This window comes from Solirubrobacter phytolaccae (assembly GCF_027587195.1).
Classification (GTDB): Bacteria; Actinomycetota; Thermoleophilia; order Solirubrobacterales; family Solirubrobacteraceae; genus Solirubrobacter; species Solirubrobacter phytolaccae.
This window is the reverse complement of record NZ_JAPDDP010000103.1, coordinates 1-22,117: the sequence shown is the minus strand read 5'-3', so window position 1 is coordinate 22,117 and position 22,117 is coordinate 1. Positions and strand designations below refer to the sequence as shown.

30 protein-coding genes and 1 pseudogene are annotated in these 22,117 nt (G+C 71.8%); 12 read left to right on the top strand and 19 right to left on the bottom strand.

Annotation, left to right across the window (positions count from 1 at the left end):
* A pseudogene (locus OJ997_RS33260) lies at nucleotides 1-356 on the top strand (hypothetical protein); the annotation flags it as partial.
* A 45-nt stretch (nucleotides 357-401) separates the two neighbouring features.
* Here the strand turns inward: OJ997_RS33260 and OJ997_RS33255 are convergent.
* From OJ997_RS33255 to OJ997_RS33210, 10 genes are all read right to left on the bottom strand, one after another.
* Nucleotides 402-836, bottom strand: a complete 435-nt coding sequence (locus tag OJ997_RS33255) for a hypothetical protein (protein ID WP_270029723.1) — start codon at nucleotides 834-836, stop codon at nucleotides 402-404.
* Nucleotides 837-944: 108 nt separating this feature from the next.
* Nucleotides 945-3,629 (bottom strand): OmpA family protein, encoded by a 2,685-nt coding sequence (locus OJ997_RS37975; RefSeq protein ID WP_270029722.1) that lies wholly within the window; start codon nucleotides 3,627-3,629, stop codon nucleotides 945-947.
* 115 nt (nucleotides 3,630-3,744) lie between these two features.
* Complete coding sequence (locus OJ997_RS33245) at nucleotides 3,745-4,329, bottom strand: flavodoxin family protein (RefSeq protein WP_270029720.1); 585 nt, start codon at nucleotides 4,327-4,329, stop codon at nucleotides 3,745-3,747.
* 9 nt (nucleotides 4,330-4,338) lie between these two features.
* The gene (locus tag OJ997_RS33240; RefSeq protein WP_270029719.1) at nucleotides 4,339-4,782 is read right to left on the bottom strand and encodes a VOC family protein; all 444 of its coding nucleotides are present in this window, start codon (nucleotides 4,780-4,782) and stop codon (nucleotides 4,339-4,341) included.
* A 10-nt stretch (nucleotides 4,783-4,792) separates the two neighbouring features.
* On the bottom strand, nucleotides 4,793-5,170 hold the full coding sequence (locus OJ997_RS33235) for a type II toxin-antitoxin system death-on-curing family toxin (protein WP_270029718.1): 378 nt from the start codon (nucleotides 5,168-5,170) through the stop codon (nucleotides 4,793-4,795).
* Nucleotides 5,167-5,295: a hypothetical protein gene (locus OJ997_RS33230; RefSeq protein WP_270029717.1), complete on the bottom strand. Its 129-nt coding sequence runs from the start codon at nucleotides 5,293-5,295 to the stop codon at nucleotides 5,167-5,169. Before OJ997_RS33230 ends, OJ997_RS33235 begins: the two co-directional genes overlap by 4 nt.
* 102 nt (nucleotides 5,296-5,397) lie before the next feature.
* A complete protein-coding gene (locus OJ997_RS33225) occupies nucleotides 5,398-5,628 on the bottom strand; it encodes a hypothetical protein (RefSeq protein ID WP_270029716.1) in 231 nt (76 codons plus the stop codon).
* Between the two features lie 292 nt (nucleotides 5,629-5,920).
* Complete coding sequence (locus OJ997_RS33220) at nucleotides 5,921-7,399, bottom strand: TIGR03118 family protein (RefSeq protein WP_270029715.1); 1,479 nt, start codon at nucleotides 7,397-7,399, stop codon at nucleotides 5,921-5,923.
* Nucleotides 7,400-7,456: 57 nt separating this feature from the next.
* Nucleotides 7,457-7,705 (bottom strand): hypothetical protein, encoded by a 249-nt coding sequence (locus OJ997_RS33215; RefSeq protein WP_270029713.1) that lies wholly within the window; start codon nucleotides 7,703-7,705, stop codon nucleotides 7,457-7,459.
* Between the two features lie 4 nt (nucleotides 7,706-7,709).
* On the bottom strand, nucleotides 7,710-8,354 hold the full coding sequence (locus OJ997_RS33210; RefSeq protein ID WP_270029712.1) for a transposase: 645 nt from the start codon (nucleotides 8,352-8,354) through the stop codon (nucleotides 7,710-7,712).
* A gap of 181 nt (nucleotides 8,355-8,535) precedes the next feature.
* Here OJ997_RS33210 and OJ997_RS33205 point away from each other — a divergent pair, with 181 nt between their 5' ends.
* Complete coding sequence (locus OJ997_RS33205; RefSeq protein WP_270029711.1) at nucleotides 8,536-8,697, top strand: hypothetical protein; 162 nt, start codon at nucleotides 8,536-8,538, stop codon at nucleotides 8,695-8,697.
* Here OJ997_RS33205 and OJ997_RS33200 read toward each other — a convergent pair.
* Together OJ997_RS33200 and OJ997_RS33195 are read right to left on the bottom strand one after the other, a co-directional pair.
* A complete protein-coding gene (locus OJ997_RS33200; protein WP_270029710.1) occupies nucleotides 8,690-9,916 on the bottom strand; it encodes an alpha-hydroxy acid oxidase in 1,227 nt (408 codons plus the stop codon). The genes OJ997_RS33205 and OJ997_RS33200 overlap by 8 nt on opposite strands.
* A gap of 16 nt (nucleotides 9,917-9,932) precedes the next feature.
* Complete coding sequence (locus tag OJ997_RS33195) at nucleotides 9,933-10,583, bottom strand: hypothetical protein (RefSeq protein WP_270029709.1); 651 nt, start codon at nucleotides 10,581-10,583, stop codon at nucleotides 9,933-9,935.
* A 64-nt stretch (nucleotides 10,584-10,647) separates the two neighbouring features.
* Between OJ997_RS33195 and OJ997_RS33190 the strand changes: the two genes are divergently transcribed.
* The 3 genes from OJ997_RS33190 to OJ997_RS33180 are packed head-to-tail and all read left to right on the top strand — an operon-like array spanning nucleotide 10,648 to nucleotide 11,777.
* The gene (locus tag OJ997_RS33190) at nucleotides 10,648-11,109 is read left to right on the top strand and encodes a hypothetical protein (protein WP_270029708.1); all 462 of its coding nucleotides are present in this window, start codon (nucleotides 10,648-10,650) and stop codon (nucleotides 11,107-11,109) included.
* On the top strand, nucleotides 11,106-11,402 hold the full coding sequence (locus OJ997_RS33185) for a transcriptional regulator (protein WP_270029707.1): 297 nt from the start codon (nucleotides 11,106-11,108) through the stop codon (nucleotides 11,400-11,402). The genes OJ997_RS33190 and OJ997_RS33185 overlap by 4 nt, the downstream gene beginning before the upstream one ends.
* 9 nt (nucleotides 11,403-11,411) lie before the next feature.
* Entirely contained in the window at nucleotides 11,412-11,777 is a 366-nt protein-coding gene (locus tag OJ997_RS33180) for a CFI-box-CTERM domain-containing protein (protein WP_270029706.1), read from the top strand.
* Here the strand turns inward: OJ997_RS33180 and OJ997_RS33175 are convergent.
* Nucleotides 11,774-12,535, bottom strand: a complete 762-nt coding sequence (locus OJ997_RS33175) for a class I SAM-dependent methyltransferase (protein WP_270029705.1) — start codon at nucleotides 12,533-12,535, stop codon at nucleotides 11,774-11,776. The two genes, OJ997_RS33180 and OJ997_RS33175, sit on opposite strands and share 4 nt — an antisense overlap.
* A 51-nt stretch (nucleotides 12,536-12,586) precedes the next feature.
* Between OJ997_RS33175 and OJ997_RS33170 the strand changes: the two genes are divergently transcribed.
* The gene (locus OJ997_RS33170) at nucleotides 12,587-13,123 is read left to right on the top strand and encodes a helix-turn-helix transcriptional regulator (RefSeq protein ID WP_270029704.1); all 537 of its coding nucleotides are present in this window, start codon (nucleotides 12,587-12,589) and stop codon (nucleotides 13,121-13,123) included.
* Here the strand turns inward: OJ997_RS33170 and OJ997_RS33165 are convergent.
* Nucleotides 13,098-14,156 (bottom strand): class I SAM-dependent methyltransferase, encoded by a 1,059-nt coding sequence (locus tag OJ997_RS33165; protein ID WP_270029703.1) that lies wholly within the window; start codon nucleotides 14,154-14,156, stop codon nucleotides 13,098-13,100. The two genes, OJ997_RS33170 and OJ997_RS33165, sit on opposite strands and share 26 nt — an antisense overlap.
* A 3-nt stretch (nucleotides 14,157-14,159) precedes the next feature.
* The gene (locus OJ997_RS33160; RefSeq protein ID WP_270029701.1) at nucleotides 14,160-14,390 is read right to left on the bottom strand and encodes a hypothetical protein; all 231 of its coding nucleotides are present in this window, start codon (nucleotides 14,388-14,390) and stop codon (nucleotides 14,160-14,162) included.
* Between the two features lie 140 nt (nucleotides 14,391-14,530).
* Between OJ997_RS33160 and OJ997_RS33155 the strand changes: the two genes are divergently transcribed.
* Genes OJ997_RS33155 through OJ997_RS33145 form a run of 3 tightly spaced genes read left to right on the top strand, consistent with a single transcriptional unit; the run spans nucleotide 14,531 to nucleotide 17,058 of the window.
* Nucleotides 14,531-14,794, top strand: a complete 264-nt coding sequence (locus tag OJ997_RS33155) for a nickel-binding protein (RefSeq protein ID WP_270029700.1) — start codon at nucleotides 14,531-14,533, stop codon at nucleotides 14,792-14,794.
* Nucleotides 14,791-16,554, top strand: coding sequence for a winged helix-turn-helix domain-containing protein (locus OJ997_RS33150; RefSeq protein ID WP_270029698.1), 1,764 nt, complete (start codon nucleotides 14,791-14,793; stop codon nucleotides 16,552-16,554). Before OJ997_RS33155 ends, OJ997_RS33150 begins: the two co-directional genes overlap by 4 nt.
* A gap of 12 nt (nucleotides 16,555-16,566) precedes the next feature.
* Nucleotides 16,567-17,058, top strand: a complete 492-nt coding sequence (locus OJ997_RS33145; RefSeq protein WP_270029697.1) for a MarR family winged helix-turn-helix transcriptional regulator — start codon at nucleotides 16,567-16,569, stop codon at nucleotides 17,056-17,058.
* Here the strand turns inward: OJ997_RS33145 and OJ997_RS33140 are convergent.
* Nucleotides 17,033-17,797: a methyltransferase gene (locus tag OJ997_RS33140; protein WP_270029695.1), complete on the bottom strand. Its 765-nt coding sequence runs from the start codon at nucleotides 17,795-17,797 to the stop codon at nucleotides 17,033-17,035. The genes OJ997_RS33145 and OJ997_RS33140 overlap by 26 nt on opposite strands.
* Before the next feature lie 14 nt (nucleotides 17,798-17,811).
* Here OJ997_RS33140 and OJ997_RS33135 point away from each other — a divergent pair, with 14 nt between their 5' ends.
* The gene (locus tag OJ997_RS33135; RefSeq protein WP_270029694.1) at nucleotides 17,812-18,621 is read left to right on the top strand and encodes a DsbA family protein; all 810 of its coding nucleotides are present in this window, start codon (nucleotides 17,812-17,814) and stop codon (nucleotides 18,619-18,621) included.
* On the opposite strand, the gene OJ997_RS33130 is transcribed toward OJ997_RS33135, so the two are convergent.
* Nucleotides 18,606-19,814, bottom strand: a complete 1,209-nt coding sequence (locus OJ997_RS33130) for a low temperature requirement protein A (RefSeq protein ID WP_272600556.1) — start codon at nucleotides 19,812-19,814, stop codon at nucleotides 18,606-18,608. The two genes, OJ997_RS33135 and OJ997_RS33130, sit on opposite strands and share 16 nt — an antisense overlap.
* Before the next feature lie 29 nt (nucleotides 19,815-19,843).
* The gene (locus OJ997_RS33125; protein ID WP_270029692.1) at nucleotides 19,844-20,419 is read right to left on the bottom strand and encodes a VOC family protein; all 576 of its coding nucleotides are present in this window, start codon (nucleotides 20,417-20,419) and stop codon (nucleotides 19,844-19,846) included.
* On the opposite strand from OJ997_RS33125, the gene OJ997_RS33120 reads away from it, so the two are divergent.
* The gene (locus tag OJ997_RS33120; RefSeq protein ID WP_308213600.1) at nucleotides 20,414-20,788 is read left to right on the top strand and encodes a TFIIB-type zinc ribbon-containing protein; all 375 of its coding nucleotides are present in this window, start codon (nucleotides 20,414-20,416) and stop codon (nucleotides 20,786-20,788) included. The two genes, OJ997_RS33125 and OJ997_RS33120, sit on opposite strands and share 6 nt — an antisense overlap.
* A complete protein-coding gene (locus tag OJ997_RS33115; RefSeq protein WP_308213601.1) occupies nucleotides 20,785-21,666 on the top strand; it encodes a DMT family transporter in 882 nt (293 codons plus the stop codon). The genes OJ997_RS33120 and OJ997_RS33115 overlap by 4 nt, the downstream gene beginning before the upstream one ends.
* Here OJ997_RS33115 and OJ997_RS33110 read toward each other — a convergent pair.
* Nucleotides 21,629-22,030 carry a vitamin K epoxide reductase family protein gene (locus OJ997_RS33110; RefSeq protein ID WP_270029690.1) on the bottom strand — a complete coding sequence of 134 codons (402 nt, stop codon included), beginning with the start codon at nucleotides 22,028-22,030 and terminating at the stop codon, nucleotides 21,629-21,631. The two genes, OJ997_RS33115 and OJ997_RS33110, sit on opposite strands and share 38 nt — an antisense overlap.
* Nucleotides 22,031-22,117: the final 87 nt, after the last annotated feature.

Genomic DNA, 22,117 nt, shown 5'->3' with positions numbered 1-22,117 from the left:
CGGGCCAGGGCGCCGGCGGCGCGGGCTTCCTCGTCCGCGCGGTCTGCAACCCGGACGGCCAGGCGGGCGCGAACGGCGGGGCCGGTGGCGCGGGCGGCGGCCAGGGCCGGATGGGCTTCGGCGGCGGCCGCGGCTTCGGCCAGCAGGTCAAGTCGGTCGACGGCGACAAGCTGACGCTGACCGGCCCGCAGGGCGACACGACGGTCACGATCGGGCCGGAGACCACGGTCTCCAAGAGCGCCGAGGGCGCGGTCTCCGACCTCAAGGCCGGCGACAGCGTGATCGTGACCGGCGGCCGCGGCGAGGGCGAGACGGCCACCAGCGTCGTGATCGTCCCGGCGCAGGGCGGGAGCTGATCCGAGCGGAGGGCGCGGCGTGGTGCCGCGCCCCCGTAGAACCGTCTAGCCGATGATGAGCTCGGCGGCCTGGCCGATGCGCTTGGACGCCGTCTGCATGTTCTTCAGCGCCTGCTTGGCTTTCTTGACCCCAGAGCCGCCGCCGTTGGCGAGCGCCTGGTTGATGCCCTTCTGCAGGCGCCGGATGCCCTTGTTGTAGAGGTCGAGCGCCTCGAGCATCTTCACGCGACCCGCAGCCACCGGCTCGGTGTCCGCGACCTCGGAGTTGAGCGCGTCACGCCACTGCTGCACGGACGCCGCCTGGCGACCGGCGGCGGCCTTGGCCTTGCGCAGCTGCGCCCGCGTGTTCAGCTTCTGCATCGCCTTGATGAAGCGCTTGTCCTCCTTCACCTGGCGCTGCGCGTGCGTGATCACCACATCACGCACGGACGCGTCACTCGCCTGCGCGGCGGGGGCGCCACCAGCCAGAACCGCGGCCATCAACAGACCGCACAGAACCATCTTCCGCATTGCAACAACCTCCGTGTATATGAACCCAGATGCGGAGTTACCCGCCGTCGGCTCGGGTCAACCGCCGGCGGGTCGCGATCAGCGCGCCAGCGTAACCTCCACGCGGCGGTTCTGCGCGCGGCCGGCCTTGGTCGCGTTCGTGGCCAGCGGGCCCTTGGCACCCTTCGAGACGATCGTCCGCTTCGCGCTCTTGACACCGAGCTTGGCGAGCTCGGCGCACACGGCCCGTGCGCGCCGCTCAGCCAGGCCCTTGAGATAGGAGGCGTCGTCCGACGAGGCGTCGGTGTGGCCGACGCAGCGCACGGTCGCGACCCTGCCGAACTTGGCGAGGGCGCGGAGCTGGGCCTTGGCCCGCCTGGTGAGCTTCGCGGAGTCGACCGCGAACCCGCCGACGGTCAGCGCGGCGCGGTCGCTGACCAGCTTCGCCGTGCCGGTGGCCTTCAGCGGCTCGCCGGAGACGGGCCTGCCGGTGATCGCGACGGACACCTTCAGGCCGGCCGGGTTCCTGCGCAGCAGCTCCCTGCCGGTCGCGTTGAGCTCGATCCGGACGTCCATCGTCGAGGAGCCGTGCTTGGACTCGTACGTGCCGGTGCCGACCAGGACCTGGCGGGCGGCGACGGCGGCGCGCGCGGTGGTGCCGCCCGCGACGTCCGCGTACAGGTCGACCTTGCACGACTTGAGCACGGTGCCGGTGATCGAGCAGCCGACGCCGACGGACTCCTTGGCCACGTTGATCGTCGCGGACGAGGCCGGGCCGTTGTTGGGGCCGGCCGTGCCGATCGTCGCGGTGAGGGTCGGAGCCTTGGGCTTGACCGGGGTGGGCGTGGAGGTGGGGGTGGGCGTCTGGACCGGGGGTGCCGGGGGCGCGACGACGGTCCAGCTGTAGGTCGCGAACGGGCCGGCGGTGCCGTGCGTGCGGGTCTGGTGCACCTTGACGCTGTGCGCGCCCAGGCCGAGGCCCTTGAGCACGAGCGGCGACTCACACGCGAGCCACTCGCCGCCGTCGATCGAGCACCGGAACGTCGCGTCGGTGACGCCCGAGAACCGCAGCTCCGCGGTGGTCGCCGTGGTCGTGGCGTCCGGGCCCGTGACCGTGGGCGGTGCGCTCGGCGGGAGCTCGACGAGCCACATGTGCGCGACGGCCGGCCCGGCGTTGCCGGCATCGTCGACCTGACGGACCTTGAGCTGGTACGTGCCGTCGGTCAGCGGCGCGGTCGTGTAGGGCGAGGTGCAGTCGACCCACGAGTCGATCGACGTCGGCGCGGTGCCGGACGCGAGCAGGCACTGGAACTTGCCGCCGGCCTCGGCGCCGGTCCACGCGAACAGCGGGGTCGACGTGGTGGCGACCGCGCTCGGCGTGAGGGTGAACGTGGGACGCAGGGGCGCGGTGACGTCCGGGGCCGGCGTCGCGCTCGGCGTCGGCGTCGGCGTGGGGGTGGCGCTCGGGGTCGAGGTGACGGTCGGCGTGGCCGTGGGGGTCGGGGTCGGGCTGGCCGTCGGTGTCGGCGTGGGGGTCGGGGTGGCCGTCGGCGTCGGGGTGGGCGTGGGGGTCGGCGTCGGCGTCGGCGTGCCGCCGGGCACGGCGGTCGTCTTGGCCGACGTCGCCGTGCCGGTGCCGGCGGCGTTGACCGCGCGGCGCGTGACCTGGAGCTGGTAGCCCGCGTCGCCGGCCTGCACGGTGTAGGTCGCGGCGGTGGCGGCGGCGATGTCGGAGCAGACGTTCGAGCCGTCGCAGCGCTGCCACGTGTAGGAGACGGTCAGCGGCGCGGCTCCGCTCGCGCCGGTGCCGATGATCGAGAGCGTCTGCCCGACGTCGGCGGTGCCGCTGATCGCCGGTGCGCCGGCGTCGGCCTTCACCGACGGCTGCCAGGCGATCGCCTGCAGCGGGACGGTCGGCGCGGTCTCGACCAGCGTCCCGGGGCCGCCGGCGAGGCTGGCGAGCATGAGCTTCGCGCCGTTGTCGGCGATGTAGGCGACCTTCGTGCCGTCGGGCGAGACGGCCGGCCAGTCCTCAGGGCCGGCGGTGCTCGCCGGCAGCTGCTTCGGCTGCGGGTTCTGCTCGGTGAGGTCCAGGTAGTAGACGTCGCGGGACTGCGTGACCTGGTTGACCGCGGTGTAGGCGAGGATCTTGCCGTCCTGGGACAGCGACGCCGAGTCGGCCTGCTGGTCCGTGACGATCTCGAACGGCTGCCCGCCCTGGATGCTCACCCAGATGCCGCCGTGGTAGGTCGGCGGGTTGCCGAACGGGTCGTTCGGGTCGGGCACCCCGTTCGGGTCGGCCGCGGGCTTGCCGTCCCACGCGATCGTGCCGTTGGCCCCTTCGCCCGACCACGCGATCGTGCCGGCGGGGTCGGAGTAGATCGTGCTGGAGACGCCGTTACGGCGGATCGTGACGCCGATCTCGTCACTGGCGGTGACCACCGAAGTGCCGTCGGGACCGATCGCGGCGGCGACGAGGTTCTCGCCGTTGAGGGCGGGGATGACCGCCGTCGGGGTCGGGTTCCCGTCGGTGAAGACGTAGGCCTTCGAGCCGTCGGCCGGGTCGATCACGGCGATCTTCGTCCCGCCCGCGTGCCACGGGCCGGCGAACGCGAAGGGGAGCGAGCCGTCGAAGAACTCGGTGGTCTTGTGCGTGCCGTCGGCCCAGATCGAGTGGGTACGAGCCTGGGTGTCGCTGACGGTCAAGCGGCCTGCGTCGGTGGGGTTGGCGGCCGACGCTGTTGCCGGGACCGCGAGCGCGAACGCGGCCAGGCCGCCGATCACGAGGGGTGAGACACGCGGGGTACGGCGCGTCGAGCTGGTTCCTGCCATTCCCCCGTACTCGGACGCACCGTCCCGGTTCGCTGCGAATAGGAGCTTTGCCCCCTTCCCAGGAGCTTCACTGCAACGCTCGGGCCGTCCTCAGCAGGTTCTTCGCGCAGGCTTCGCCGGTGGAGATCGACCAGTCCTTGTCGTCGGTGGTCAGCCACTCCTCCTCGCCCGGGCCGGGGCCCTTGTTCCAGTAGGTCCAGTTCTGGCCCGGGAGCGTGTAGCCGATGTCGTTGAGCGCGCCGCCGATCTCGGCGATGCAGTGGTGCGCGCCGTCCTCGTTGCCGACCACGACCACGCCCGCGACCCGGTCGTAGGCGATCGGCGTCTCCCCGTCCTCCTTGGTCTCGGAGATCAGTGCGTCCATCCGCTCGAGCGCGCGCTTGGAGATCGAGGAGGGCTGGCCGAGCCACGTCGGCGTCGCGACCAGCAGGATCTCGGCCTTGAGGATGCGCTCGCGGATCGCGGGCCACTCGTCGCCGTCTGAGACCGCCTCGGAGACGACTCCCGGGTCGATCTGATGGTCGGCGAGGCGGATCGTGTCCGTGGTCACGCCCTCCTCGCGGAGCTTGGCGAGCACGACCTCGGCGAGCGACTCGGCGTTGGACGGCTCAGGCGATCGCTTCAGCGTGCAGACGAGGCAGGTGGCGTGCATGCATGGGCGTTACCCACGTTGCGGGGCGGTGAGCCGAGGCTCGGCGCCCGTGACCTCGATGCCCGTCTGCATGAGCTCGATCACGTGCCCGTCCGGGTCGGTGACGAACACGCGCTTGACGCCGTCCCCGCGCGCGAAGACCTCGCCGGGCGGCGTCACCCCGGCGGCGGCTGCGCGCTGCAGCGCGACGTCGATGTCGTCCACCACGAGCGCGAGATGCGTCCCGTAGCCGATCACGACCTCCGCGTGGTCGTACGCCGGCGTCATCTGGGCGGCGCGTCCCGGCTCGGTCTCGCCGATCAGGTGGAGCTGCTGCTCGCCGACCTGCAGCCACGCGCCGGGCGTGTCGAACGTCGAGGGCCGCGGCACCTCCGTCAGCCCGAGCGCGTCGACGTAGAACCGCACCGCGCGTTCGACGTCCGAGACCAGCAGCCCGCCGTGATCGATCCGCATGGGACGGCAGTCAACCAGTTGCGAAGCGTCGAAGCACCTCGGCGATGCCGTCGACGTCATCCAACTCGCCTGCGGCTACGGAGACGACGAACGCGTACGCGTCGTCGTCGTCCGGATCGAGCACAACGCCGTTCTTGGCGAGGAACACGTACGTGGCGAGCCAGGCGAGCCGCTTGTTGCCGTCGACAAGGGGGTGGTTTCTCGCCAGTGAGTGGAGCAGAGCCGCGGCCTTGGCAAACAGGTCGGGATAGGCGTCCTGCCCGAAGACCGTGGCCTGGGGGCGATGCACGGCCGATTCGACCAGGCCGATGTCGCGAACGAACACCGGGCCGTCAACCGCCGCCCGCGCGATCCGCAGCGCTTGCTCGACCGTGAGATGCCGGGTCACTCGCCCAGACGGCGCAGGAGGTCCGCGAAGCGCTCGGCGCCACGCGCAGCGAGCACGTCGGTGATCTCGTCGTCCTCGGCGCGAAGGAGGTACTCGTCGACTGCGTTGAGCGCGACCTGCTGCATGCTCCGGCCTTCCTTTTCGGCTCGGGTCCGCAGTGCGTCCGTCTGCTCATCGGAAAGACGGAGATTCATCGCCATGCCTGAATGGTACCGTCGTGGTACCGATCAGGTCTGCTCGTGCTTCGCTTGGAGCTCTCGGAGGTGGCGGAACGTGTTCGGGGTGTTCCAGTGGACGCCGAGGGCGCGGAGATGTGCGTGGTTCTTGGCCATCGCCGCGATCGCGACGATCGAGATGACCGCGAGCGTCCACGCGCCCGTGGCGGCGGCGAGGATGGCGATCGCGGCGAAGGTCGGCATGGCGACGACACCGACTCGGTACGACGTCCTGGGGCGCACGGCCGCGATGATACGGGTCTCATTAGGCGAACGTGAATCGCTCATCGCGTTCGCACTTTGCACCGGTAGCTTCGGACTCGTGGCAACCCTCCCGTCGCCGCGGACGGTGGTGTCATCCCGACACTCCCACCACCGTCCGCGGCGACTCCCCTCCAACATCCGTCCTTTGCGGGTCAGCTAGGCGGACCGCTGCGTACGCTTATGGTCTGGCCCAGTTGCGGAGGGGGCCACACCCACGGATGGGTTGCCGGGACGCGACGGGGTATGTCGCGCCCCGGCGTTCATCCATCGCCTACGGGTTGGTCGTGGACAGCGTGAACGTGAGGGTCTTCGCGTAGGTGCCGGTCCGGAGCGGGTCGGTGGCGCCGATCGACTGCTTGAAGCCGACCTTGACGACGTCGTTGCTGACCGGCGCGGTGTAGGTGTGCAGGGTCGTGGGTGAGCCCGTGAGCGGCGTGGGCGCGCCGCCGTTCGCGCCGACCTGCAGCGGCTGCGTGAGCGCGAAGCTGCCGTTGACGAGGCGGCCGGGTGCGTTGGCGCTCGGGTCGGCGACGGTGAGCGTCGCGTCGCCGGCGGTGGAGATCACGGTGGCGTCCATCGTCGCCGTGTAGTCGGCGGCGAGGCCCGGGACGAACGTGCCGAGGCTCGCGGGGGTGCCGAGCGTGAGCGCGAGCGTCGCCGGGACCGTGCCGGAGACGTCGGCCGGGTTGGGCATGATCCGGCCGAGCACGCCGCCGGTCTCGCCGCCCGGGCCGGCGGTGAAGTACAGGTGGTTGCGCTGGCCGCTGTTCGCGTTGCCGAAGCCGAACTGGAGCGCCCACAGGCCGCGGATCTCGAGCGGGTCGCCGGTCGTGGTCTTCAGGAACCCGCTCGTGGTCCAGGTGCCGTCGGCGTTCTCGTGGAACGCGTTGATGCGGCCGCCGCCGAAGTTGCCGATCAGCAGATCACCCGCGTAGGCGCCGAAGTTCGGGTGCGCCGGCGCCGTGCCCCACGGGGCGTTGAGCACGCCGCCCGGGCTCGCGATGCGCGCGAGGAAGTTGCCCTGCAGGTCGAACGCGTTGACGACGCCGAGGCCGGCGCCGCGTACCTCGCGGTAGGGCGTGGTGCCCGGTTCGGGCTGGCGCGCGTAGGTGACGATGATCCGGTCGCCGACGGTCTGGATGCCGTAGGCGCCGTAGCCCGCGGGCAGGTTGGGGTCGGTGAACGCGCCGGGCGCGTCGATCAGGCCCCAGGCGGCGTTGACCATGTCCACGCGGTTGTTGCGCAGGTCCGCCGCGTACAGCCGCGGCGCGCCGCCGACGGTCGCGAGGGCGAGCCCGGTGTAAACGGCATTGACGTCCTTGCGCGAGAGCTGGAGGACGCCGTTGTTGGCCGGCACGCCGCCTCGCCAGCTGTAGATCTCACCCCCGAGCGTGCTGAAGATGAACGCGGCGGGCGTGCCGAGCGTGAGGAAGTTGCCGGTGCCCGCGCCGGTCGTGATGCCGGTCGGCCCGCCGGGCACCGCCACCACCGTGTTGTTGACCGCGCCGCTCGCGGGCACGATCGTCGACGTGTTCGAACGCTCGTTGGCCGGCCACCACGGTGACGTCGCGCTCGCCGCGAGCCCCCACGGGTTGCGCAGGTTGGCGTCGGCCCGGTCGGCCGGGAACAGCGTCGTGTCGCTCGACAGGATGTTGCGCACGACGTAGCGATCGCTCGGCGCGGCCTGCGCGGTACTCGCGACCGCGAGCCCTACCACCACCGCCGTCGCCGTCAAGCCCTTCAGCAGCATTAGACCCCTCCTTTGGACGTTCCTCGGAGGGCACTACGCGCGGGGGGTCGCGAACGTTCAGGTGCTGCTGACGCCCTGCAGACGAATCCCGCGCGTGGCGTCCACCCGCAGCGTCGTCGGGATCTTCCCGGGCTCCACCGGCCTCACGTGCTCACGCCGTTCCTGCCGCGGAATCGGGTTCGCGTGTGCGGCGCCGGGAGCGAGGAACGGCGCGCTCGACGCGAGCGTGACCGCGGCCACCGCGGCGGGCAGCAGACGACGGTACCGGCGGTCGGGACGGCGCTGACGGGTGGAGTCGTTGGTCATGTCCTCAGCTTCGGCTCACCGCGTGGGAACGGCCTGCGAGAACCCTGGGAGCCTCCTTGGAAATCCTGGCTCGCTTCTTAAAGAGGGACTGTCCCTCTTTAGGAAGCGGAGGCAGCGCTACGAAGGCTGCATACCGCTCGAGGCCTGATCCGCCGGCGGTCGAGAAGTACGAGACCAGCCGGTCACCGGCGAGCCAGTCGGGACTGCATCCGTAGACCACGTCGGCGTGGCTGCTCCAGAGGTAGTCGGTGGCCTTCCGGCAGAGACCGGCGGCGACCGGATTCCGGGCGACGTACGCCGCAGCGACCCACAGCTGAGGGTCGCTGCCGATCGGGACGGCGTCGTAGCGATCCTGGAAGAGGTGCCCAGAGAGGCCGTGCCGACGATTGAAGTACTGGGCATATTGTCCCTGCAAGCGGTGCATCCCGGCGCCCAGGTTCGGTTGTCGTGTCTCGACCAGCAGGTGGATGTGATTGCCCATCAGGCAGTACGAGAGGCACATCCACTCGGTCCGTCCGATGACGGCGGCCAGGAGGGCGAGATAGCGGCGACGATCACGGTCGTCGACGAAGATGTCCTGCTTGCGATTGCCGCGGGCATAGACGTGATAGAGCCCAGGTTCGTACTCGGCGCGAGCTTCTCGTGGCATGCCTTCGATAGCCGCGCTTGGCAAGATTTCGCCCCCGGGAGTTTTCTAAAGAGGGACTGTCCCTCTTTATGTTCCGACTGGCGGTCGAGCGGGAGGAGCCGAAGTGGACTCCCCCCGGCTGGGGGGTCATGGGGGAGGCTTTCGCGCAACCGCCGGGGGGTGCTTCATGTTTTGGAGGGTGATGACCGACGAGACTCCCCAGCCGCCGTCCTCCTCCGACGTGCCGCTCTTCCCGCACCACGCCGCTCTTCCGTCGCTGCCCATGGAAGCCGCCGAGCGACAGTACGCCGAGCGCCCGGCCGCCGCGCCTGGGTGGCAACCTGAAGAGGGCGACTTCACCTAACGCTGACGGCGTCGCGGTCCAGGTCGGCCGCCCGCGGGTAGCCGGCCAGGGCCAGCGCGACGCGCAGCTCGGCGTTGAGGATGCCGAACGCGCGGTGCGCGCCCGCCTCGCCCGCGGCGCCGAGGCCGTACATCAGCGCCCGCCCGATCATGACTGCGCGGGCGCCGAGCGCCAGCGCCTTGACGATGTCGGTGCCGCGCCGGATGCCGCTGTCCAGGTAGAGCTCCGCACGGTCGCCGACGGCATCCGCGATCGCGGGCAGCGCCTCGATCGAGGCCGCGGCGCCGTCGAGCTGGCGGCCGCCGTGGTTGGAGACGACCAGCGCGTCGGCGCCGTGCTCCACGCAGCGCAGCGCGTCGTCGGCGCGCATCACGCCCTTGACGATCACCGGGCCCTTCCAGCGTGAGCGCAGGTCGGCGAGGTCGTCCCAGGTCACCGTCGGGTCGAACGCCTTGTTGACGGAGGCGGCGAGCGTCGCGCTCGCGGAGCCCTCCCAGCCGAGGTTCGCCGGCACCATCCGCGGGTTCGCGACGAAGCCGGCGCTCCAGCGCGGATGGGTGATGCCCTGGGCGAGCGTCTTGAGCGAGATCCGCGGCGGGACCGAGAAGCCGTTGCGCACGTCGCGCTCACGCACGCCCGCGACCTGCACGTCGACGGTCAGCACCAGCGCCTCGTAGCCGTGGTCGGCGGCGCGCGCGAGCAGCTCGTCGACCAGCCCGCGGTCGCTCATCACGTACAGCTGGAACCAGCGCCGCCCGGCCGAGGCGTCCGCGACCTCCTCGAGCGTGCACGACGCCATCGTCGAGACCGTCGTGATCGTCCCGGCCCGGTGTGCGGCGCGCGCGACTGCGAGCTCGCCGTCCGGATGCTGCAGCCCGGTGAGCCCGGTCGGCGCGGCGATGATCGGCAGCGCGATCTCCCCACCCAGCACGGTCGTGCGCAGGTCGATCGCAGACACGTCGGTGAGCGCCTTCGGGTGCAGCGTCACGTCCTCGAAGGCGCTGAGGTTCCGCCGCGCCGTCACCTCGTCCCACGCCGCGCCGTCCGCGTAGTCGAAGATCGGCCTGGGGACGGACCGCTTGGCGAGCGCGCGCAGCTCGGCGATCGTCCGGCAGCGCGCGGCACGGCCCTCCGGGGAGAAGCGCGCCCGGGCACGCTCGGGCGCCTGCGCCAGATCGGCGCGCAGCTGGCGGGCGGCGAGATCGAGCAGCGCGTTCACGCGGACCTCCTACCCGCTATGGGGCACTTGAGCGCGTCCACTCGCCGCCGACCTCCGACCGCTCGGCGCGCTCACCCGGCTCGAGGTCGAGGACGTCCAGCAGCGTCGCGTCGGCGTCGATCGCGTGGAAGAGGTGCGCGAGCTTCGCGTCCTCGCCCGCGTCCGAGGTGCCGATGAGCTGCCAGATGCCGTCGTCGGCGTCGTGCTGGACGAGCAGGATCGGCTCGCTGAGGTCGAAGACCGGCGGCGTCTGGATCGCGGCGGTGCCGCGCAGCCAGTGCCGCAGCCACCAGGCGCGACGGTCGCGGTCGAAGACGACGTCGACGACCGCCCAGATGAACTCCAGGTCGTGGTGAGCCTTGGCCTGCTCGGCCGACAGGTGCGGGCCGCCCTGCGGGACCTCCGCGAAGGCCTCGTCGACGAGCCGGTAGCCGAGCACGTCGTCCTGGAAGAACGCCTCGGCGTGGAACGTCCCGCCGCCCTCGTTGCCGACGCCGATCCCCACCGTGACCCAGCCGACGGGCGGCTCGGTGTCCGTGCGCCAGCCGAGCGCGTAGGAGGCGAGCTCGCCGCGCTGGCTGACGAACTCGCCGTACGCGCGACGCTCCATCCCGGTCGCGTCCGGCGTCGCCGTTTCGTCCAGCCGTCCTTCGTTGACCTCGATCACGCGGCGCGAGTCTACGGGTGCGGAAAACTTGCCACGCCGGAAAGTGATCGCTATGCTTTCCAACATGGAAAGTTCTTCGGAGGCACGCTCGGCCCTCGCCGTCGCGGAACGCGCGAGCGCGGCGCCCTACATCGACTACCCGCCGACGCCGGCGTGGTACGCGCCGAGCGTCGGGGCGTGGGTGGCGCTGCTGGTGCTGGCCGGGTACGGCGCGTCGAACCGTCCGGCGATCTTCGTCCCGCTCGTGCTCGTCCTGGTCGCCGCCGAGTGCGCGTTCCTCGCCTGGTACCGCCGCTACCGCCAGACGATGCCGTCGATGCGCGGCGCGCCGCCGGAGATCAACGCCGCGTTCCGCCGCTACGCGGTCGGCCTCGTCGCGGTGGTCGCGATCGGCGTCTTCCTCTACCTGGTGGTCAGCCCGTACGTCGCCGCCGCGGCGGCCTTCGGGCTCGTGACCGCCGGGCTGGCCCTGTACGAGCGCCACTACGCGAACGCGGCCGCCGCGGCGCGGACACGGCTCGCATGACGACCGACCTCGCGAACCTGGACCCGGTGATCCACGCGCCCAAGCGGCTGGCGGCGATGGCGCTGCTCGCCAGCGCGAGCAGCGCCGACTTCCCGTTCCTGCGCGACCACCTCGAGGTGACCGACTCGGACCTGTCCAAGCAGATGGCGACGCTGGAGAACGCGGGCTACGTCACCGTGACCAAGCTCGGGCACGGGCGCGGCGGCGTGACCACGTACCGCATCACCCGGCAGGGCAAAGCCGCGTTCAAGCGGCACGTCGAGGCTTTGCGCGCGATCACCGGCTCCGCATAGGATCGCGCGATGAGCTCCAAGAAGCGGCGGCAGCAACCCCACTTCCACGTGCCGGGCCGCAAGAAGCGGCGCAAGCGCTGGTACGAGCGGGGCGGCGACAGTGACTGCTGCTGCATCGTCGGCGAGGTGTTCGACGGGCCGTGCTTCGTCGCCACGGCCGCGCACGGCGACGCGGCCGCGGAGCCGGTCAGGACGCTGCGCGCCTACCGCGACCAGCGCCTCGCCCGCACCTATCCCGGCCGCGTGTTCACCAAGGCCTACTACCGCTACGGGCGTTACGGCGCACGCTTCCTGCGCGCGTTCCCGGTCTTCAAGCCGCTCGTCCGCGCCGCGCTCGCCCCGCTCGTGGCGTACGCCCGCAAGCGCATTCACTAGGCCCGAGCGACCACCACGTGCCACTCGTTGGCGAGCTGGTAGCTGCCGTCCGGGCGGCGGCAATGCGCGACGGCATCGAGGATCGCCGCGCGCAGCTCGTCCACGCGCTCCGGGCCTGCGACCACGCCGGCGCCGCCCGCGGCGAGCATCGCCTCACCGAGCGCCGCCGCGTCCGGGTAGCGGTACGCGCACTGGACGTCGAACGCGTGGTCCAGCTCCAGGCCGGCGTGGGGGAGGAGCGACTCGATCGCGTCCGGCCGCCAGTACTCGGGCTCCCCGTCGCGGAAGCGGGTCACGGCGCCCTTGACCGCTTCGAGGTCGCACCGGTCGGGGTGGCCGAAGACCTCGGCGACGACCGCCGCGCCCGGTCGCGCCACGCGCCGCGCCTCGCTGAGCGCGCGCACGATGTCGTCCGCGAAGAAGAACGACGTGAAGCCCGTCACGAGGTCGAACGTGTCGTCGGCGAACGGCAACGCGACCATGTCGGCCTGCTGCAGCTCGGCGCCGGGCACGCGGGTGCGGGCGAGCTCGAGCAGCCCCTCGGCCGCGTCCACGCCGCTGACCTCGGCCCCGCGGTCGGCGCACAGGCGCAGGAAGACGCCGGTGCCGCAGCCCACGTCGAGGATCTTCGCGCGGTCCGGCGCGCCGACGGCCTGCAGCGCCGCCTCGTACACCGGGGTCTGCTGGGCCTCGTTGACGGCCCAGGCGTCGGGCTCGGAGCCCCAGAGGGCGCCCCAACGGGTGGCGCTCTCACTCATCGTCATCAAACTATGTTCCATAGCTAAGACCGTAAACTATGATCCATAGCTGTGTCAAGACCTGAGCTGACCCTGTTCTCGTACGAGGTGATGGGCCTGGTGGGCGAGACCGGCGCCGGCCCGCACGACCTCCTGCAGATGGCCCGCCGCGGCCGCATCCTCGACTGGGCCGGCGAGAGCCAGTACTACGTCGAGCCGAAACGCCTGGCGAAGCTGGGCTACCTGGAGGCGCAGCCGGCGCCCGGCCGCACGCGGGCGCGCACCGTGTACACGCTCACCGACCGCGGGCGCGAAGCGCTGCGCGAGTGGGCACGCACGCCCGTCACGGTCACGCCGCTGAAGTCGGAGCCGCTCTTGCGCCTGCTGATCGCCGACCTGGTGGGGGAGGAGGCGACCCGCGAGGCGCTCGCGACGTTGCGCGCGGACCTCGCGGACCTCCAGGAGCGCCTCGACGCCAGCGACGCCGCCGCCGAGACGCTCCCGCACCGCGCCCACAACCTGCAGCTCGTCAACCGCTTCCTGCGCGGCTTCCTCGAGCTGCACGAGGAGCTGATCGACGGCGTCAGCGCGCCTCCAGCACCAGATTGAGCGGCGTCTCGGCCGCGCGGCGCACGGTCTCGAACCCGGCGTCGCGCAGCACCGTGGCGATCGCGGCCTCGCCCGCCTGCGTGCCGAGGCCCGCGCGGCCCGGCTGGGACAGCGAGCCCGGCGTGCAGCACATGGTCGAGAACCCGTAGTAGAGGCGCCCGATCGGGTTGAGGTTCTCCTCGACGGTGTCGCCCGCGAACGGCTCGACGAGCACGCAGGTGCCGTCCGGGGCGAGCGCGGCGCGCGCGTGCCGGGCGGCGGCGAGCGGGTCGCCGAGGTCGTGGAAGGCGTCGAAGAACGCGATCACGTCGAAGCTCGCGCCCGTGTAGTCGGCGGCGCCCGCGACCTCGAACGTCACGCGGTCGGCGACGCCCGCCTGCTCGGCGCGGCGGCGCGCCACCGCGATCGACTCGACGTGGTAGTCGATCCCGACGAAGCGCGAGGCCGGGAAGGCCTGCGCGAGCAGGATCGTCGACGCGCCGTGGCCGCAGCCGACGTCGGCGACCAGCGCGCCGCGCTCGAGCTTGTCCACGACGCCGTCGAGCGCCGGCAGCCACTCCGAGATGAGGTGGGTGCGGTAGGCGACCGCGAACCCGCGCTCGGTGCCGTGCCAGAGCGCGTGATGGTGCTCGTGCCAGCCGACGCCCTGGCCGTCGACGAAGCGCTCCGCGAGCGCCTCGCGGATGCCGACGACGCCGTTGGCGGCCTGGAAGGAGCCCGTCATCAGGAACGGGGAGGTCTCGTCGGCGAGCACGAGCGCATGCTCGGGCGGGAGCGAGTACTCGCCGTCCGCGTACTCGACGAAGCCGGAGGCGGCCTGCGTGTTCAGCCACTCGCGCACGTAGCGCTCGAGCGTGCCGGTGCGAGCGGCCAGCTCGGCCGGCGTGACGGGCTCGCCGTCCGCCATCGCGCGGTAGAAGCCGAGCTCGTCGCCGAGCGTGACGAGCGCGACGTTCAGCGCCGCGCCGATCTCCGTGGCGGCCAGCCCGAGGAACGCCTCGAGCTTGGCCTCGTTGATGTCCGTGACGGCCATGGGTCAGCCTCCGCACTGGCGGTAGTAGACGGGCCAGGCGAAGTCGTTCCACCACTTGGACGCGAGCTCCCAGCCCAGGTAGCGCTCGATGATCCGGAAGTCACGTTCGATGCGCTCGAGCTTGCGCTCGCAGCGGTCGCCGCCGTGGTGGCCGGCGTAGGCGGGGGTCGTCGCGCCGAGGGTGGCGGCCGCGATCAGGGAGGCGAGGGCGACTCGCCAGCGATGCCTTGTCATGTCCAGCAGCATCCGGGCCGGCGACCCCGCCGCCGTGACGCTTCTCTGAGCGCTTTCTGAGCGAGGTTCGGGCGACCGCCACGCGCCCGGGGGCCAGCACGCTTTCGCCGCCCCGGTCCGGAGGCGTAGCGTCGCGCGCAATGGATCTGTACCTCGTCTCCCGCACCGGCGCCTGGCACTCGGAGGAGGAGCTCGCCGCGTCCGCGGACTGCATGCCCGCGGTGCTCGACACGTTCGGCGGCGACATCCGCTGGGTGCGCTCCTACGTCTTCGCCGAGCCGGACGGCACGTTCAGCGCCGAGTGCCTGTACGAGGCGACGAGCCGCAAGCGCCTGGCCGAGCTCGCCGACGCGCTGCAGCTGCCGCCCGCCGACCGCGTCCGCAAGCTGCACGCGGCGGTATGAGCTTCGGCGCGCTGCTCGCGCGGCGTCCGCTCGTCGGCCGGGACGCGGAGCTCGCCGCACTCCGCACGCTCCACACGCCCGGCGGGCCGCTCGTCGCGGTCGTCCACGGCGTCGCCGGCACGGGCAAGTCCGCGCTGCTGCGCGCGTTCGCGGCGGAGCACGACCACGTGACGGTGGTGGACGGCCGCGCCGTGGAGCCCACGCCGGAGGGGTTCCTGGCCGCGGCCGGCGAGACGCCGCCGCAGTTGCTGATCATCGACACGTTCGAGCGCCTGCGCCTGCTCGACGACTGGCTGCGCCACACGTACTTCCCTTCGCTGCCGGAGACCACGCGGATCGTCATCGCCACGCGCGACAAGCCGGGCGCCGTGTGGCGGGCGAGCTTCGGCGAGTACCTGCACGTGATCGGTCTCGGCCCGCTCGCGCCCGCCGACGCGCACGCCGTGCTCGAGCAGCACGGGCTGGACCCGCAGCAGGCCGCCGAGGTCAACCGCTTCGTGCGCGGGCATCCGCTGTCGCTGCAGCTCGCTGCGTCCGCCCGCCGGGAGCACCCCGACGCGGTGATCCCGACCGTCACGCAGGAGCTCGCGCACCTCTACCTGGACGGCCTCGACGCGCCGACCCGCGCCGCGCTCGACCAGGCGTGCGTGCTGCGGCGCGTCACCCGCTCGCTGCTCCCCGACGGCTACGAGCGCCTCGAACCCTTGCCGTTCGTCGAGCTCACCCCGGAGGGCCTCGTCATCCACGACACCGTGCGCGAGGCGGTCTCCGCGCTGCTGCGCGCCACCGACCCCGTGCGCCACCGCGCCGTCCGGGCGCACGCCTGGCGGCAGATCCGCAGCGAGCTGCCCGACGGCGGCTGGGCGTCCGTGGCCGACATGATCGCGCTCGTCGAGGAGCCGCTCGTGCGCGAGGCGTTCTTCCCGACGTCGATCCAGCACTACGCCGTCGAGACCGCGCGCCCCAGCGACCGCGACGCGATCCTCGCGATCGTCGCCCGCCACCAGCCCGGCGCGACGACCGCCCTGATGGCCGACTGGTGGGACGCCGTCCCCGACGCCTTCCGGGTGGCACGCAGCCCGCGCGGGACCGTCGTCGCGTTCACGATCCTGTGCGACCTGCGGGACGTCCCGCAGGGGTTGTTCATGCGCGACCCGCTGTGCCAGGCGTGGCGTGAGCACCTGCGCGCGTACCCCGTCCCGAAGGGCCAGCGCGTGCTCGCCGCCCGCCTCGCGCTCGCCCACGGCACGGGCTCCGCGCCGTCGCCGTGCTTCAGCGCGCTGCTGCGCGACGTCGAGCGCGCCTCGCTGCAGGCCGGCCAGGTGCGGCGGATCTACTCCGCGCAGGGCGGGGACGCGATCGACGTGCAGCTCGAGGCGATCGGCTATCTCGCGATCGACGGCGACGCGACCGTGTGCGACCTCGGCCCGGAGTCCGTCCCGGGCTGGCTGTCCGAGCTCGCCGCCCGCGATCTCCCGCTCGCCCGCACCACCCTGAACGCCGACGCCCGCGAGCTCACCCTCGAAGGCCGCACCGTCGCCCTGACCAAGCTCGAGTGCGACGTGCTGCGCTACCTCCAGGAGCGGGAGGGTCAGGTGGTCGAGCGCCAAGCGCTGCTGCGCGACGTCTGGGGCTACGAGTGGTCGGGCGGCGCGAACGCGGCCGACGTCGCGATCTCCGGCCTGCGCCGCAAGCTGGGCGAGCGCGCGAAGGCGCTGGAGACCGTGCGCGGCGTCGGGTTCCGTCTGAACCACCTCTAGGATCGCCGGACCATGCGCGACCGCGTCGACGAGATCATCGAGCAGTGGGGCGTCGAGCGGCCGGAGCTCGACGCGAGCCCGATCGGCGTCATCGGCCGCATGTCCCGGCTGAGCCGCGCGCTCGAAGCGCGGCTGGAGGTCGTCTACCGCGAGCACGGGCTCGAGCCCGGCTGGCACGACCTGCTCGCCACGCTGCGCCGCCAGGGCCCGCCGTTCAAGCTGCGCCCGACCGACCTGATGGGCTCGGTGATGCTCACCTCCAGCGGCACCACCAAGCGCCTCGACAAGCTCGAGGCCGCCGGCCTCGTCACGCGCGAGCCCGACCCGAGCGACCGGCGCGGCACGCTGATCGCGCTCACCGCCAAGGGCCTCGAGCTGATCGACGCCGTCACCGGCCCGCACCTCGCGAACGAGGCGCGGCTGCTCGAAGCGCTCGACAGCGAAGAGCGCGAGCAGCTCGCCGCGCTCCTGCGCAAGCTCAACCTCGGCTTGCCACCGCTTTGAAGAACGTGTAGCTGAAGGTCTCGGTCGCGGCGAGGTCCGCGATGCCCTGGTCGAACCGGTCCGCGTCGATCAGCCCGGCCGTGAGCGCCGGCTCGCGCACGCCCTCGATCATCGCCGTGAACGTCTTCAGGGTGAAGCCGTCGACCAGGTCCGGGCGCGAGGCGTCCACGTAGACCATCCGCGGCGACACCTGCGTGTCGGCGAACCCGGCTTCGACCATGAGCGGGTACAGCCGCCGGCCGATCTTCGCGTCACCGGACTGCAGCTTGACGAGGCAGTCGACCGCGTCGTCGGCGGCTTCGCTCTCCGGGTGGAAGTAGGCCGACCCGTGGTCGCCCTCGATCACGGTGATCGTCCCGCCGGGCCGCAGCAGCGTGCGCAATCGGCGCAGCGCCGCGTACGGGTCCCGCAGATGCTCGAGCACGAAGCAGACGAAGATGTGGTCGAACGGCTCCGCGCGGTACGTGAACAGATCGGCCTGCTCGAACGTCACGTTCGGGGCCGTCACCCGCTCGCGCGCGATCGCGAGCGAGTCGGGGGAGATCTCGATGCTCGTGATCTGCGCGTCGGGCGAGCTCGCCGCGAGCGTGATCGTCTGCGCGCCGACGCCGCAGCCCGCCTCGAGCACCCGGCTCCCGGCCGGGAACGCGGTGTCGTGGTGGAGCAGCTCGACGAGCGCACCCGCTTGGTCGTTGAGGCGCTCACCCTCACGCGGGGCGTAGCCGTGCACGTAGGCCATGGACCGTAGTCTGCATGACCGTGGCGATCGATATCCAGCTGTTCACCGACCCGGCCTGTCCCTTCGCGTTCTCCGCCGAGCCCATCCGCCAGCGGTTGCGGTTCTTCTACGGGGACGGATTGCGCTGGCGGACGACGATGATCGTGCTCACGCTGGAGCCGGGCGAGGCCGAGAAGCTCCAGGCGGGCGCACCCGGCCTGCAGCGCAAATACGGCATGCCGATCGACCCCGCGCCCTACCCCGAGCCCTCGTCCTCCGAGCCCGCCTGCCGCGCGGTCGTGGCGGCACGGCTGAACGCGCCGTCGTACGAGCAGCGACTGCTCCGGCGCCTGCGTGTGCGGCGCATGAACGGCGGTCTGCTCGATGACCCCGAGCTGATCGCCGCGGCCGCGACGGACGTCGGGCTGGACCCCGAGCAGCTCGTCCGCTGGTGCGACTCGCCCGGCGTGGAGGACGCGCTGCAGGAGGACATCGCCAGCGCCCGCCGCCCGTCCGCGGCGGCCCGCGCGCTCGACCACAAGCTCGGCGGCCCGCCGCACGAGCGCCGCTACACCGCGCCCAGCTACGAACTGAGCTTCGCCGGGAAGACGTTCAGCCTCCCGGGCTTCAACCCGATCGAGGCCTACGAGGCGGCGATCGCGAACCTCGACCCGGACCTCCCGCGCCGTGCGCGGCCGGAGCGCGTGGAGGACGTCCTGCGCGCGCTCGACGAGCCGCTTGCGACCGTCGAGGTGGAGCAGATCATGGGCCGCCCGGTGCGGACCGAGCTCGGCCGCGTCGCGCAGCCGATCCCGTCGGGCGCGGACTGCTACTGGAGGCTCTGAAGCATCCGCTCGTTGTGCTGGTGCCCGCGCAGCTCGTAGCCCACGACCGTCACCCACGGCACGAGCGCGACGACGAGCAGGCACCAGTGCAGCGCGAGGCCCGCGTTCGCGAGCACGAACGACAGCACGAGCAGCGCCGCCGAGCCCCCGATCAGCAGCCCGTGGAAGCGGTCGATCGAGCGCGTCAGGAACGAGTACTGCGCGTAGATCCCGAGGACGACCACCGCGACCGGGATCGCGACCGTGAGGATGGTCCCGGCGGCGTCGAGCTCGGAGTGATGCTCGATGTAGTACGCGGCGACGTGCAGGCCGCCGCCCATCGCGACGACCGCGGCGATGATCGGGACGTTCCCGTAGCCCCACACGAACGAGCGCTCGCGGCGCGCGTGCAGGAAGTCCCCGAACGGGACGACGAAGTACGCCCACCACAGGCCGAACGTCAGCCCGACGCCGGAGAGCGCGACGACCGCCGCGGACACGCTCCAGCCCGGGCCTTCAGGCCCGACGATGGCGCTCAACGTGGCGATCGTGCCGATGATCCCCTCGCCCAGCGCGATGATGATCAGCAGGCCGTAGCGCTCGGCGATGTGGTGCGCGTGCCACGGCGTGCCGCCCTTGCGCGTCTCGGCGAGGTACGGGCCGGCGAACTCGACGAGCGTCAGCAGCCCCACGAAGACGAACGTGACGAGGATCGAGGTGTGCGCGATCGCGAGCGCGATCCAGCCGACCTGCGCGAGCGCGACCCAGCGGATGTAGGTCATGCACGCGGCGCGGTACTCCGGGGCGTGGCGAGCGGCGCGCGACCACTGGAACAGCATCGCGACGCGCATCACGACGTAGCCGGCGACCATCACCACGTTGTCGACGTGTGAGCCCTCGTCGATCGACTCGAACAGGTCCGCCAGCCCGAGCGCGAGGATCACGACGCCGGTCATCTGCAGCATCGTTGTGAGCCGGTAGACCCAGTCGTCGACGTCGAACGCCGACGCGAACCACGAGAAGTTGATCCAGGCCCAGGTGATCGAGAACCCGCCGAGGGCGAAGCCGAGCAGCGCGGTCTTGACGTGGTCCTCGGCGAGGTAATGGGCGAGCTCGTCGGCGACCAGGCCGAACGCGACGACGAACGTCAGGTCGAACAGCAGCTCGAGCGGTGAGGCGACGCGGCCGGCCTCGTGCGGGTCGCGCCCACCCATGCGCGCCCGGCGGTGGACGAGCGGGTTGGTCACTTGGCCGAGCGGTCGTCCGAGAGCGACGGCCGGGTCTTCAGGACGAGCTGCTCGATCGCGTCGGCGACGTGGATGCGGTCGATCGCGCGGTCGCCGCGCTCGACGCGGATCGTGTGCGCGGTGAACAGCACGTCCGCGTGGGTCGTGCCCTGCGGCGGCTCGAAGCGGTAGGACGCGAGCTCGATCAGCAGGCCGAGCGGGTCCGTGAAGTAGATCGAGTCCATGAACCCGCGGTCCTTGACGCCGCTGTGGCGGATCCCGCGCTCGTCGAGGCGCTCCACGGCCTGGGCGAACATCGCCTGGCTGAGCGCGAACGCGACGTGATGCACGCAGCCGGGGTCGGTCGGCGTCCGGGCGCCGTCGACCGGCCGATCCTCCTTCGTGAAGATCGTGATCAGGCGGCCGTCGCCCGGGTCGAAGTACAGGTGGCTCTCGTCGGCGTTGTCCAGGTTGGGCTGCTCGAAGATGAACGGCATCCCGAGGACGCCTTCCCAGAAGTCGATGGAGGTCTGGCGGTCGGCGCCGACGATCGTGATGTGGTGGACGCCTTGGCTCTGGAGCTTGCGATGCATCGAGTGGCGACGCTATCAGCGGGTACTCTTGCCCGCATGCCCGCCCAAGGTCCATGCCCCGCTTGCGGAGGCCAACTCGTCCAGGTGGAGCGCAGCGGCGTCCGCATCGACGCCTGCCGCCAGTGCCGCGGCGTCTTCCTCGACCGTGGTGAGCTCGACCAGATCCTCGAGCGCGAGCGCAGCTACGTCGAGAGCTCGCACCACGACGACGAGGAGTTCCTGCGCGAGGTGTCCGGCAAGCCGCAGAAGCAGAAGGGCTACGGCCTCGATGCGCAGACGGCGACGAAGCTCTTCAAGGACTACCAGTCCCACAAGTCCCACAAGAGCAAGCACCGCAAGAAGAGCATCCTCGACGAGCTGTTCGGCTGAGCCGCCACGAGACCGACTTCTCGCTGCTCGCGGTCGGCGTCCTCGGCGCGTCGACGTCGCCGCCGCTGATCGCGGCGTGCGCGGCGCCCGGGCTCGCGATCGCGTTCTGGCGCACCGGCGCGGCCGCCGTGGTCCTCGCGCCGGTCCTGCTCGCGCGGGAACGACGGATCGTGCTGCCCCGCGGGCGTGGGCTGTGGCTCGCGCTGGCAGCGGGGCTCGCGCTGGCGCTGCACTTCGGGACGTTCATCCCGTCCTTGTCGTACACGAGCGTGGCCTCGTCGGCGGCGCTCGTGTGCACGCAGCCGATCTGGGCGGGCGTGATCGGCTGGTTCCTTGGCGAGCGGCTGCCGGGCCGGGCGTGGGCGGGCGTCGTCGTCTGCCTGGCGGGCGCGCTGGCGGTGACCGGGGTGGACATCACGGTCTCCGGCGACGCACTCCTCGGGGACGGGTTGGCGCTGGCGGGCGGCGTGTTCGGCGGCGTCTACATCGTGCTGGGCGGGTTCGCGCGGCGCGGGCTGAGCACGCTCGACTACACGGTCATCTGCTACGGCACGTGCGCGCTCTGGCTGCTGCCGGTGTGCCTGGTCACCGGCACCGCGTTGTTCGGCTTCTCGGGGGACGACTGGCTGCGGATCGCGGCGATCACCGTGTTCGGCCAGCTCGTCGGGCACTCGCTGTTCAACCTCGTGCTGCGGTCGATCAGCCCGACGATGGTGGCGCTCGGTGGGCTGTTCACGGTGCCGCTGGCGGCGGTCATCGCGGCGGTCGCGCTGGGGGAGACGCCGCCCGTGGGCGCGATCCCGGCGATGCTGTTGCTCATCGCCGGGACCGCGCTCGTGATCAGTGCGCGGGCGCGCGCAGCAGCCGCGTCGTCGTGAGGGCGGCGAGCAGCGCCATGCAGATCGCCGAGCCGACGCACCAGATGCAGATCGCCTCGAGCTCCCAGATCTCGACGTAGGTCAGCCAGGCGGAGAACGCCAGGCCGGCGAGCGCGAGCAGCGCCGTGATCGAGCGGGTGGTCTCGGTGTCCTTGACGAGGCTCGCCAAGATGCCGACGTAACCGAGCAGGCCGAGCAGCGCGACCGGGACGCCGAGGAACTCCGCGTACGACGACTTCTGCACGGTCGCGCAGCCGTGGGCGATCGCGCACACCGGCTCACCGCCCGCGTAGTGGACGATCGTCAGGTAGGACGCGATCGCGAGTCCCGCGACGGCCACGACGATCGTCGCCGCGCGGGTCACAGCGCCTTCTCCAGCGCGGTCTTGATGTCACCCGTGCCGACCTGGAGGACCTCTTCCTTGCCGTTCTTGGTGATCGTGAACGTCGGG

Bases quoted from the DNA above. Each gene is read 5' to 3' on its own strand.
- OJ997_RS33145 (WP_270029697.1), top strand. From the start codon at position 16,567: ATGCGCGACCGCGTCGACGAGATCATCGAGCAGTGGGGCGTCGAGCGG.
- OJ997_RS33135 (WP_270029694.1), top strand. From the start codon at position 17,812: ATGACCGTGGCGATCGATATCCAGCTGTTCACCGACCCGGCCTGTCCC.
- OJ997_RS33215 (WP_270029713.1), bottom strand. From the start codon at position 7,705: ATGACCAACGACTCCACCCGTCAGCGCCGTCCCGACCGCCGGTACCGT.
- OJ997_RS33230 (WP_270029717.1), bottom strand. From the start codon at position 5,295: ATGCAGCAGGTCGCGCTCAACGCAGTCGACGAGTACCTCCTTCGCGCC.
- OJ997_RS33125 (WP_270029692.1), bottom strand. From the start codon at position 20,419: ATGCATCGCAAGCTCCAGAGCCAAGGCGTCCACCACATCACGATCGTC.
- OJ997_RS33255 (WP_270029723.1), bottom strand. From the start codon at position 836: ATGGCCGCGGTTCTGGCTGGTGGCGCCCCCGCCGCGCAGGCGAGTGAC.
- OJ997_RS33120 (WP_308213600.1), top strand. From the start codon at position 20,414: ATGCATCGAGTGGCGACGCTATCAGCGGGTACTCTTGCCCGCATGCCC.
- OJ997_RS33165 (WP_270029703.1), bottom strand. From the start codon at position 14,156: ATGGCCGTCACGGACATCAACGAGGCCAAGCTCGAGGCGTTCCTCGGG.
- OJ997_RS33205 (WP_270029711.1), top strand. From the start codon at position 8,536: ATGACCGACGAGACTCCCCAGCCGCCGTCCTCCTCCGACGTGCCGCTC.
- OJ997_RS33185 (WP_270029707.1), top strand. From the start codon at position 11,106: ATGACGACCGACCTCGCGAACCTGGACCCGGTGATCCACGCGCCCAAG.
- OJ997_RS33245 (WP_270029720.1), bottom strand. From the start codon at position 4,329: ATGCACGCCACCTGCCTCGTCTGCACGCTGAAGCGATCGCCTGAGCCG.
- OJ997_RS33220 (WP_270029715.1), bottom strand. From the start codon at position 7,399: ATGCTGCTGAAGGGCTTGACGGCGACGGCGGTGGTGGTAGGGCTCGCG.
- OJ997_RS33155 (WP_270029700.1), top strand. From the start codon at position 14,531: ATGGATCTGTACCTCGTCTCCCGCACCGGCGCCTGGCACTCGGAGGAG.
- OJ997_RS33240 (WP_270029719.1), bottom strand. From the start codon at position 4,782: ATGCGGATCGATCACGGCGGGCTGCTGGTCTCGGACGTCGAACGCGCG.
- OJ997_RS33180 (WP_270029706.1), top strand. From the start codon at position 11,412: ATGAGCTCCAAGAAGCGGCGGCAGCAACCCCACTTCCACGTGCCGGGC.
- OJ997_RS33175 (WP_270029705.1), bottom strand. From the start codon at position 12,535: ATGAGTGAGAGCGCCACCCGTTGGGGCGCCCTCTGGGGCTCCGAGCCC.
- OJ997_RS33160 (WP_270029701.1), bottom strand. From the start codon at position 14,390: ATGACAAGGCATCGCTGGCGAGTCGCCCTCGCCTCCCTGATCGCGGCC.
- OJ997_RS33150 (WP_270029698.1), top strand. From the start codon at position 14,791: ATGAGCTTCGGCGCGCTGCTCGCGCGGCGTCCGCTCGTCGGCCGGGAC.
- OJ997_RS33210 (WP_270029712.1), bottom strand. From the start codon at position 8,354: ATGCCACGAGAAGCTCGCGCCGAGTACGAACCTGGGCTCTATCACGTC.
- OJ997_RS33190 (WP_270029708.1), top strand. From the start codon at position 10,648: ATGGAAAGTTCTTCGGAGGCACGCTCGGCCCTCGCCGTCGCGGAACGC.
- OJ997_RS33140 (WP_270029695.1), bottom strand. From the start codon at position 17,797: ATGGCCTACGTGCACGGCTACGCCCCGCGTGAGGGTGAGCGCCTCAAC.
- OJ997_RS33130 (WP_272600556.1), bottom strand. From the start codon at position 19,814: ATGGGTGGGCGCGACCCGCACGAGGCCGGCCGCGTCGCCTCACCGCTC.